The 9,429-nt window shown below is 69.8% G+C and carries 11 protein-coding genes; 6 read left to right on the forward strand and 5 right to left on the reverse strand.

All coding sequences use genetic code 11. The features are described from left to right. On the forward strand, positions 1-336 hold a 336-nt coding region (locus E8A12_RS22665), incomplete at its 5' end, for a DNA gyrase C-terminal beta-propeller domain-containing protein (protein ID WP_293373177.1). Here E8A12_RS22665 and E8A12_RS22670 read toward each other — a convergent pair. Continuing rightward, on the reverse strand, positions 323-1,480 hold the full coding sequence (locus E8A12_RS22670; RefSeq protein WP_293373179.1) for a PEPxxWA-CTERM sorting domain-containing protein: 1,158 nt from the start codon (positions 1,478-1,480) through the stop codon (positions 323-325). The genes E8A12_RS22665 and E8A12_RS22670 overlap by 14 nt on opposite strands. A 191-nt stretch (positions 1,481-1,671) precedes the next feature. Between E8A12_RS22670 and E8A12_RS22675 the strand changes: the two genes are divergently transcribed. After that, positions 1,672-2,634, forward strand: a complete 963-nt coding sequence (locus tag E8A12_RS22675; RefSeq protein WP_293373181.1) for a hypothetical protein — start codon at positions 1,672-1,674, stop codon at positions 2,632-2,634. Between the two features lie 144 nt (positions 2,635-2,778). Further along, complete coding sequence (locus tag E8A12_RS22680; RefSeq protein ID WP_293373183.1) at positions 2,779-2,916, forward strand: hypothetical protein; 138 nt, start codon at positions 2,779-2,781, stop codon at positions 2,914-2,916. Between the two features lie 45 nt (positions 2,917-2,961). Here E8A12_RS22680 and E8A12_RS22685 read toward each other — a convergent pair whose 3' ends face one another. After that, on the reverse strand, positions 2,962-3,918 hold the full coding sequence (locus E8A12_RS22685) for a hypothetical protein (protein ID WP_293373185.1): 957 nt from the start codon (positions 3,916-3,918) through the stop codon (positions 2,962-2,964). 189 nt (positions 3,919-4,107) lie between these two features. Here E8A12_RS22685 and E8A12_RS22690 point away from each other — a divergent pair, with 189 nt between their 5' ends. Both E8A12_RS22690 and E8A12_RS22695 read left to right on the forward strand, forming a co-directional pair. After that, complete coding sequence (locus E8A12_RS22690; protein ID WP_293373187.1) at positions 4,108-4,725, forward strand: YiiX/YebB-like N1pC/P60 family cysteine hydrolase; 618 nt, start codon at positions 4,108-4,110, stop codon at positions 4,723-4,725. Between the two features lie 101 nt (positions 4,726-4,826). Next, on the forward strand, positions 4,827-5,141 hold the full coding sequence (locus E8A12_RS22695) for a hypothetical protein (protein ID WP_293373189.1): 315 nt from the start codon (positions 4,827-4,829) through the stop codon (positions 5,139-5,141). A gap of 17 nt (positions 5,142-5,158) precedes the next feature. On the opposite strand, the gene E8A12_RS22700 is transcribed toward E8A12_RS22695, so the two are convergent. After that, positions 5,159-7,156 carry an ATP-binding protein gene (locus tag E8A12_RS22700; protein ID WP_293373191.1) on the reverse strand — a complete coding sequence of 666 codons (1,998 nt, stop codon included), beginning with the start codon at positions 7,154-7,156 and terminating at the stop codon, positions 5,159-5,161. 477 nt (positions 7,157-7,633) lie between these two features. On the opposite strand from E8A12_RS22700, the gene E8A12_RS22705 reads away from it, so the two are divergent. Further along, a complete protein-coding gene (locus E8A12_RS22705) occupies positions 7,634-8,209 on the forward strand; it encodes a PEP-CTERM sorting domain-containing protein (RefSeq protein ID WP_293373193.1) in 576 nt (191 codons plus the stop codon). A 17-nt stretch (positions 8,210-8,226) separates the two neighbouring features. On the opposite strand, the gene E8A12_RS22710 is transcribed toward E8A12_RS22705, so the two are convergent. Together E8A12_RS22710 and E8A12_RS22715 are read right to left on the reverse strand one after the other, a co-directional pair. Beyond that, positions 8,227-8,394, reverse strand: coding sequence for a hypothetical protein (locus E8A12_RS22710; RefSeq protein WP_293373195.1), 168 nt, complete (start codon positions 8,392-8,394; stop codon positions 8,227-8,229). 64 nt (positions 8,395-8,458) lie between these two features. Continuing rightward, the gene (locus E8A12_RS22715; RefSeq protein WP_293373197.1) at positions 8,459-9,265 is read right to left on the reverse strand and encodes a PEP-CTERM sorting domain-containing protein; all 807 of its coding nucleotides are present in this window, start codon (positions 9,263-9,265) and stop codon (positions 8,459-8,461) included. Between the last annotated feature and the right edge of the window lie 164 nt (positions 9,266-9,429).

A 9,429-nucleotide genomic window follows, 5' to 3' on the forward strand; every position in this document is an offset into this window, starting at 1 on the left:
GTCCTGAACCCCGGCCCCAAGGGCGCGCTCGCCAGCCTGCTGCTGGGCTCAGCCGATCAGCTCGCCGTCATCGGCGATAATGGCAAGATCCTGATCTTCCCCACCGCCGAGCTCCCCGAGATGCCGAGAGGCAAGGGCGTCAAACTTCAGTCCTATCGCGAAGGCGGCTTGCGCGACGCGACGGCCTTCGCCGAGGCGGATGGGGCTGGGTGGATCGACACGGCGGGCCGCACCCATGGCTGGGCGGAATGGCGCGACTGGATCGGCAAGCGCGCCGGGGCCGGGAAACTCGCGCCCAGAGGCTTCCCGGCGAGCAAGCGGTTCAGGCCGAAATAGCCATCCGCCGCGCCCGGCTCACCCGCAGCGCGGCGCCCAGGCTGGCGAAGCCCAACAGCAGCAGGGCCCAGCTCGACGGCTCTGGCACGCCGGGCGGCTGGGTGATCACTGGCGGCGGGGGCGCGACCACGTCGCCGGTCATGTCGATGAACAGATGGTAGGTCTGCTCGCCGATCCCGCCGAGGTTCTCGTCGGCCAGGTTGAGCTCCAGCGTCTCGTTGAAGTCGCCGATCCTGCTCGTGCCCATGGTGATCCCAAAGGCGCCGCTGGCGCCGCCCACGACGAAGCCGGGAATATTCTGGAGGAACTCGAACGGGCCGCTTCCGGTCTGCGAAGTGTTGTTCAGCACGAGGCCGTCGGCGCCGAAGCCGCCGAGGTTGAACAGCGCCTCCTGGAATGTGGTGGCGAGCGCGCCCTGCTGCAGGGTTCCGAAGTTCAGGTCCAGCGTCGTCTGCGTCGAGCCCGAGTTGAAGGAGGCCACGGCGTGCTGGACGTAGCTGTAGAACAGGACGTCGGTGGACACGGTCTCGCTGAGCGTCGCGGTGTCCGCGTTGACATTGCTGGTGTTCGAGGCCGGCAGGTTGAGGCTCACCTGCTGGTTGTCGAGGACCTGGATCGTGGCGCCGGCGGTTCCACCCGGTCCGTTGGTGGCGAAGGCGCCCAGTTGGGCGATGTTGCCCTGCACCGAATGCTCGCCGATGGTCTGAAGCTGGTTGAAGACGCACGGATTGGCGCTGGGCTGGCAGGTCACCGTCATGGTCCCCTGCTGGGTGTTGATCGCCGGGCCGCCTCCCGGAAGGGTGATCGCCGAGCTGCCGCTCATCGTGAAGGCATAGGGCTGGCCGGACACCTGGGCGCTGCCGTGCGCGTTCAGCTGCACCAGCGAGGCGTAGTCGAAGGCGGCGCTGAGCAGAATCCCCTGGCTCAGGTTGAAGCTGTTGAAGGTGATGCCGAAGTTGGTGGAGCGCTGGGTGCTGGTGCCGGTGAAGTCGTCGAAGGTCGAGGTGGCGAGGGCGTTCGGGATGGGGATGTTCTGCTGGATTTGATGCACGTTCTGCGCCTGAGCCGCCCCCGCCGCCAGAAGCGCCGCCGCCGCGCCGGCCGCCAGACCCGCCGCCATCGTCCATGCTTTCCGCGTCGCCATGATCCATCCCCCCGATCAGGTAAGGGACTCATCATAGAACCTTGTTTTTCCGGGCGATATTGGACCAAAGGCCTACGCCTTTAGTCGTAGGCTCGCCTATGTGGCGAGTTCCCAGGGCCGCATCTCACCTTCGACAATTTGCCCGGTTGCCCCGCCGCCCGTTCCGGCCTTCCATGGCGCGGGGGATTTTCATGCCGACACGCCGCATCGCCGCCGCCGCGCTCACCGCGGTCCTGACCGCCATGGCGCTGGCCTCTGCACACGCCGGCCCCTACCGCGCGCCGCGCACCCCGGACGGCCAGCCGCAGCTCCAGGGCCTCTGGACCGCCAACGCCTCCACCCGGCTGGAGCGCCCGCCCGGCGCGCCGGCGGGCTTCACCACCAAAGCGGAGGAGTTGGCCTACGAGAAAGCCGCCATGGCCCGGATCGCTGAGGGGGGCGAAGCGGGCCTGGGGCAGGGCGCCTCGGAGTGGCAGGTGCCGTTCCCGCTCGGCCGCCTCGACGGGCGCCTGCGCACCGGCTGGATCACCGATCCCGCCGATGGCCTGGTGCCCTATCGCCCGGAGGCGAAGCTGCGCCAGCGCGCGCTCGCCGCGGCCACCCTCGCGTCCGCCAATCCGGAGGACCGCACACCATCTGACCGCTGCCTTGTCGGCGGCCAGGCCTCGGCCAATCCGCCGATGCTCAACACCGCCGTCGCCGGCGGCAAGCGGATCGTCCAGACGCGCGACGCGGTCGTCATCCTGTCGGAGATGAACCATGACGTCCGTATCATCCGCCTGATCGACCCAAAGACGGCGAAGGCGGCCCACCTGCCGCCCAACCTGCGCCCCTGGATGGGCGACTCCATCGGCCATTGGGAGGGCGAGACCTTGGTCGTCGAGACCACCAACCTCAACCCCGGCGAGGGCGACCGCGGCCTGTTCCTGATCGGCCCCGACGCCCGCGTCACCGAGCGCTTCACCCGCACCGCCCCCGACGAAATCCGCTACGCTTTCGAGGTCGAGGACCCCGCCACCTACACCACCCCTTGGCGGGGCGAGATGCCGCTGCATCCCGACAAGGGCCCGATCTTCGAGTTCGCCTGCCACGAGGGCAACTACTCAATGCCCCTGATGCTCCAGATCGCCCGCGCGGCGGACAAGGGCCAGTAGAGTTCCCGACCCGCGGTCATCGACGACAACGGCCAGACTTCCCCGCCGCGGAGCTGCCCGAGATGCCGGGGGGCAAGGACGTCAAGCTCCAGTCCTACCGCGAAGGGGGCTTGCGCGCAGCATGTCGAGCAGGTGCTGGGAGACATGGATGACTTCGGCGGGATTGAACCGGCTCGCGTGATCGAAATCACTGATTGGGGTCTGATCGCGCAAAGCACAGTTCTCGCGCTACGGAACGCGATGATCGATCTCGGTCACGATCCGGATGCGTGGAAGACTTGAGGCAGTCCAAGCCCGGCACGCTCCGCGCCCGGACCTTACCGCCCCCTACTTCCCGCCCTTCGCCGCCGCTTCGCGTTCCTCCAGCCTCGCCCCGGCCAGGATGCCCGGCAGGGAATAGTTCCCCTCGTGGCAGGCGAACTCGAACATGCGGCCGGGCGCGGGGCGCAACGCCATCTCGCCGCGCCAGGCCCGCGCGTAGAGCACCGGGTCCTCGACGGTGAATTCATAGATGAGCTCGTCGCGCGCGGTGCGGGTGAAGCGCTCGGTGACCCGGGAGGTCTCGACGGCCATCAGCCGGCCGCCGCGCAGGATCGCGCCGGGGTGTCCGCCCCGGGTCTCCGCCACCAGGCTCGCGCCCTCCCAATGGCCGACGCCGTCGCCGGTCCACTGCGGCGGCTGGACCGGCCCCCGCGCGGCCGCCCCCATCCGGATGATCCGCACCTCGTGGTACTTCTCGCTGACGATGACCACGGCGTCGGGCGTCTGGACCAACTGGAAGAGGTTGGCGTCGGGGCCGCCGGACATCGGCGCGCCGGCGGCGGCGTTGGCCAGGCATCGGGTGGTCCCGGAGAGCCCCTCTGGGTTGGCGAACTGCTCGGTCCTGGCCCGCGCCACAGCCGCCAGGCCCTCCGCTGTGAACGGGATCCTGCCGTCCGGCGGATCGACGATCCAGGAGGACCGGATCTGGCCGCGCACTCGGGCGAGGCCGTCGCCGCGCTCGCTGCGCTCCGTCTCGGCCTGGCCCAGTACATCGTCGGCGTTGGGGACCGGCATGCCGCCCAGCCTGCGCCGCGGCGCCTCATAGGCCTCCGCCTCGGCCGGGGTCAGCACCAGGGCGTGCAGGGCCGGCGGCCGCTCGAGATCGGTGTAGGTGCCGAGCGTCCAGACGCCCTCCAGGTCCGCCGGTCGTGGGACGCGCGCCCGCGCCGCGCCCGCGCCGGCGCCCAGGCTGGCGCCCGCCGCCAACCCGCCCAGCACCGCTCTGCGAAGCACCCCCGCCATGCCGCCAGTTCGCCACGACCGGCCGTCCCCGTCACCTGCACAATTTTGGCCGTGGAATAGGAGGCAGGAGAACTTGTCCCTCCCCGGGGAGAAGGTGGCCCCGAATAGGGCCGGATGAGCGGAGCGCCCATCCCGTCTTGGCCGCCAACCCCAGAATGATCCGCAACCTTCACCGAGCGTTACCCCTGCATGGCCATCGATCCCCACGTCCTCACCACCCTGAAGCCCCAGCCCTACGCCGACCTGCGCGGCCAGGTGCGCGATGGCGACATCCTGCTGTGCTCGGCCACCGACAGCGTCTCGCGGCTGATCCGCTGGGCGACGAAAAGCCCCTGGAGCCATGTGGCCATCGCCTACCGGCTGGACGAGATCGACCGGGTGCTGGTGCTGGAGTGCGTGGAGAAGATCGGCGTGCGCGCCGTGCCGCTGTCGACGTTCATCGCCCGCACCAGCTCGGGCGTGCATCCCTATCCGGGGCGGATCCTTTTGGCGCGGCACGCCGCCATGGCGGCCAAGTCCCGCAGCCGGCCCTGGACGAAGATGGCGGCCTTCGCCTTCGAGCGGCTGGGCGACCGGTTCTCGGCCGGGGAGATCCTCAAGATCGGCCTTAGGATCGCCATCGGCCGCTTCCGCCGCAAGATGCCGCGCCACCTGGGCCCGAAGGACGAATACATCTGCTCGGAATATGTGGCCCGCTGCTTCCACGCAATCGGCGTGGAGATCCCCTGGGATGGCCTGGGCTTCGTCGCCCCCGCCGACATCGCCAATGCGCCAAGGGTCGAGGCCGTGGCGCTGTTCAGGACCTGAACGCGCCTCCTCTCCCCCGGCGAAGCCGAGAGGGAGAGGGTAGGGAGAGGGCGCGGGATGTGACTCAAAATTTGACTTCGGCCAATTCCGATGTTCTCCGTTTGTTCACGTCGCGTCAACCGGAGAAACAGGCCCGCGCCGAGGCCATGCTGGGGGAGCTCGCGGAGCTGGCCCTTATGGCGTCGCGCGAGCTGGCGGTCCGCGTCCGTGAGAGCGAGGACGCAGACGAGATCGTGGCGCTGGCCGCGGCCTTCGAGAAGTCCTCGCGGGTGGTGCGCCTGACGCTGGCGCTCGACTTCAAGCTGGAGCGGGACGCCGCGCGCGAAGCGCAGGCCGAGGCGCCCAGCCGCGCCCGGCGAAGCCGAGCCTTCGACCCCGCCGCCGGCGAATACAGGCTGACGGACGATCGGGAATGAGGGGCTAGTGAGAAGGCTTACGCCGCCGCCGTCGCGTCGGCGCCTTCGCGCGCCGCCCCTGCGTCCAGCGCCGCGTTCAGCGCCTTGAACAGCTCCTCCACGCGGATGGGCTTGGCCACCATGCCGTCGAGGCCGGCCAGGCGGTATTCCTCCAGCTGGTGGGCCATGGCGTTGGCGGTGAGCGCCAGGATCGGCGTGCGCCAGCGCCCCGTCGCGCGCTCCGCGGCGCGGATCGCCTCGGTGGCGGTCACACCGTCCATCACCGGCATCTGGATGTCCATCAGGATCACGTCCCAGGCCTGCTCGCGCCAGGCGGCGAGCGCCTCTGCGCCGTTGCTGACCATGCGCGGGTCGACGCCGCCCTGTTTCAGCAGGGTGCTCAGGACGAGCTGGTTGACGCTGTTGTCCTCCGCCGCCAGCACCTGCAGCGCAGGGCCCGCGCCGCGGGTCTGCGCCGCGGCGTTGTAGGTCGGGGCGGGCTGGGCCTCGTCGCCGACGCGCGGCAGGGGCGCGGCCAGCTCGAACCGGCTGCCGAAGCCTTCGTCGCTGGCCGCGGTGACCTGCGACCCCATCAGGCCCGCCAGCTGGCGGCAGATGGCCAGACCCAGGCCGGTCCCGCCGAAGCGCCGGGTGGTCGAGGCGTCGACCTGCTCGAACTTATGGAACAGGTCCTCGATGCGGTCAGGCGGGATGCCGATGCCGGTGTCGGACACGGTGAACACCACGTCCTCGCCGCGCCGCGCCACCGCCAGGCTCACCGCGCCGGTGTCGGTGAACTTCAGGCTGTTGGCGATCAGGTTCGACAGGATCTGGCGGATGCGCCCCGGGTCGCCGTGGTAGCGGCCCTTGGCGTCCTCGGCGACCTCCAGCGAGAACGCCAGCGACTTGCCCGCCGCCACGCCCTTGAAGGCGTCGAACGTCTGCTGCGCAAGGACCGAGACGTCGAAGTCCATCGGCTCCAGTTCGAGCTTTCCTGCTTCGATCTTCGACAGGTCCAGCACGTCGTTGAGGACGCTCAGCAGGACCTCGCCGGACTGGCGGATGATGTTCAGCCGCTCGCGCTGGGCGGGCGCGAGCTCGTCGGCCTCCATCGCCTGGGCCATGCCCAGCACTCCGTTCAGCGGCGTGCGGATCTCATGGCTCATGGTGGCCAGGAAGCTCGATTTTGCGCGGTTGGCCGCCTCGGCCTGGTCCCGGGCGCGGGTCAGCTCCGCCTCGGCCGCCTTCTGGGCGGTGATGTTCAGCATGGCGCCGACGAGGCGCAGCGGATTGCCGTCGACGTCGCGCACCAGCTTGGTCGCGGCGGTCGCCCAGACCTCTTTGCCGTCGGCGCGGTTGATGCGGTACTCGGGCCGGTAGGGCGTGTCGGACTCCACCGCGATCCGCCAGGGCTCGGCAATCCTCTCGCGATCCTCCGGATGGATGGTGATGTTGGTGTCCCTGGCGATCTCGGCGGGGTCCAGGGAGCCGTCGAAGAAGCTCTCGCCGGTGCCGATCGTGACGATCTCGCCGGTCGCGTAGGTCTGTTCCCAGACATGCACCTCGGCGATCTCGACGGCCATCTTCAGCCGCTGCTCGGACCGCTCGGTCGCCTGGAGCAATTCGACGACATCGGTGATCTCGACGGAGACCGACATCAGGCCGCCGATCTCGCCGGCGTTGTCCCGCCAGGGGCTGATCTGGGTCCGCAGCCAGATCTCGCCGTCGCCGCGCCGCGCCCGCACCCGCGGCGCGGTGATCGTCTCGCCCTGCAGGCATCGCGCGCAGACCTGGGCGAACGGCAGGAAGTATTCCGGATCGATCTCGAAGACGGTGCGGCCGAGGTATTCGGGATTCGACGCCGTGCGCATGCTTTCCTCGGACGACGGGCTGGCGGCCAGCACCCGCATCTCCCGGTCCACCATGAGGACCCGGATGGGCATCGTGCAGACCAGGGCGACCAGAGCCTCCCGCACGCTCGAACGGTCCTCGGCTGCGGCCGGCGTGGCGGAGGTCGGTTCCTTGCGTGGCTTCAATGGGTCCTCCCCAGGGCGAGGCGTCCAGGACCGGGCGTCGCGACCCGCGCCCCAATTCCAGCGAACCGCCGGGGGGCCTCCAAGGCTCTAGGCGCGGGGCGTTAAGGCCGTCGGAATCCGCGACTAGGTATAAATACAGGGGCAGATGTGCGCGCCGGGCGCAGAGTTCTCGGCTCCCGACAGTTCTTCGCACTTCCGGTGTGAGCGCTCGACGCGGTGCGCGGCGCGGCCCTAGCATGCCGGAAACCGCGGCCTCGGCGGCGGACTGGACCAGACGGGAGAAAACCACGACCTACTGCGTCGGCTCCGCGGCTATGGCCGTTGCGGCGGCCATCACCCTGCCGGCTTCGGCGACCAACCTCTACTCCACCGGCTTCGAAGGCCCGACCTTCACCCCCGGGACCGGTCGCCCGGCGGGGCGGCTGGTCGGTGTTCAGCGCTTAGAACCAGCCAGTCGCGGCCCAGGTCGAGGGCGGCGTGGCGGCAAGCGGGCCGCAGGCCGTTGTCGTCGACGGCTCAGTGACCGTCCAGACCGGCCCGTTCTATGAAATCGGCCTGACCTCGCCCGGGACGGTCGACCAGTCGGCCGACATCATGCTGACCCCGGCCGACAACTCCAGCTGGCAGTCCGCCGCAACCGGGCTCGGCCAGTTCGTCGGCGGTATCGACATTTCCGGCAACAGTATCTCGGCGATCTTCGGCGCCTATCCGACGATCGGCACGTTCAGCTACGGCGTGTGGCATCAGGTGGACCTGCTGCTCGACGACACGACCCAGCAGTATTCCGTGGCCCTCGACGGCGCGAGGCTGGCCTCGGGCGTGGCCTTCTGCGGCACGAACGGCGCCTGCAACGGCGCCATTGCACCGGTCTTCGGCGAGATCCTGTTCGACACCTTCGGCGGCTCCGGCAACCAGGGCTATCTCGACAACCTCAGCGTCGACAGCGTGCCCGGCGGCGTGCCGGAGCCGGCGTCATGGGCTCTGATGCCGCTGGGCTTCGCGGGCCTGGGTGCAGGCCTTCGCGCCCGCCGCGCGCGGGTCGTCCTGGCCTAGACCTGCCGTCCGCGAGGTCAGGCGGCCAGGCGCATCTCGGTTTCCCGGGCTGCCGTCCTGGCCGCCGCGGCGGCGTCGCGCCGTTCGAGGACCGCCATCCAAAGGTTCACGCCGCCCAGGACGACGATGAAGCTGCCGAACATGGCAAACAGGCAGACGACGACGACGATTGAGATGAGCGGCATGGCGGGTCCTTTCCCAGACGTCTCGAAGTCTGGGACCGCCCGGCCGGCGTGGCCTTGATTCAGGTCAAGTCGCCGCGCTCGCCGCCTCTCGCCGTGCGCGGCTCGCCCGCAGCGCCGCGCCCAGCCCGCCGAAGCCCAGGAGCATCAGGGTCCAGGCGCCCGGCTCCGGAACCCCGCCGGGCAAGGCGTTGCTGATGCCGTCGCTGAGCTGGATCGAATAGATGTCCGGGTTCAGACCGATGGGGTCGACGCCGATGAACGGGTCGGCTGACGCCACAGCGTCGCCTGTCGTCAGGTAGCCTTCCTCCGCCCCAATGAAGATGGTCAGCGTGCGCACGGCGCCCGACGCGGACAGCAGGTGCAACGCGCCGTCGAAGGCGCTGCCCAGGGGACATGAGCCGTCCGTACACACGCTGGCGCTGGCCGCATCCTCGCCCGATCCGTCGGTGTAGATCTCCGCGAAGGCGGAGTTCGGATAGTTCGCGGAGGTGAACAGGTTCGTGGCGATCGAGATCGGCACGATGTCGCCCGCCGCGCCGCCGGTCACCTCGAAGGAATAGCTCAGCGTCGCGAAGGCGTTCTCGGGCAGGCCCGAACCGTCGCCGGCGTGCGCCGACATGGCGACATAGGGTTCCCCGGCGATGATCGCGTGCGACCCGGCCACCGTGCAGTTCGCCGGGTCCGAGGTGTAGGGGCCGTTGGCGTCGTTGCAGCTCACACTCGACGTCGCGGCAGGCAGACCTGCTCCCGACGCCGCCGCCGGTCCCGCCAGGCTGAGCCCCAGCCAGGCCGCCGAAACCGCCAGGGCCACGCGGCCCGTAAGACGCTTTGCCGCCACACCCTTGCCAGCCACACCCTCGATCGTTCGCATCGTCGCCGCTCCCAGCCACGCCACTGTCCAAACCCGCACCGTGAGCCCGTCCGAAGCCGGGCGCATGATCAAGATTGATCATGCCGGCGCGGAATTCCGCGGCTTGCCGCCCATCCTCGCCGGCGCGACAACGCCGCCATGACCGTCCCGCACGACGAATTGCC

The sequence above is a fragment of the Phenylobacterium sp. genome (assembly GCF_004799395.1).
Lineage (GTDB): Bacteria > Pseudomonadota > Alphaproteobacteria > Caulobacterales > Caulobacteraceae > Phenylobacterium.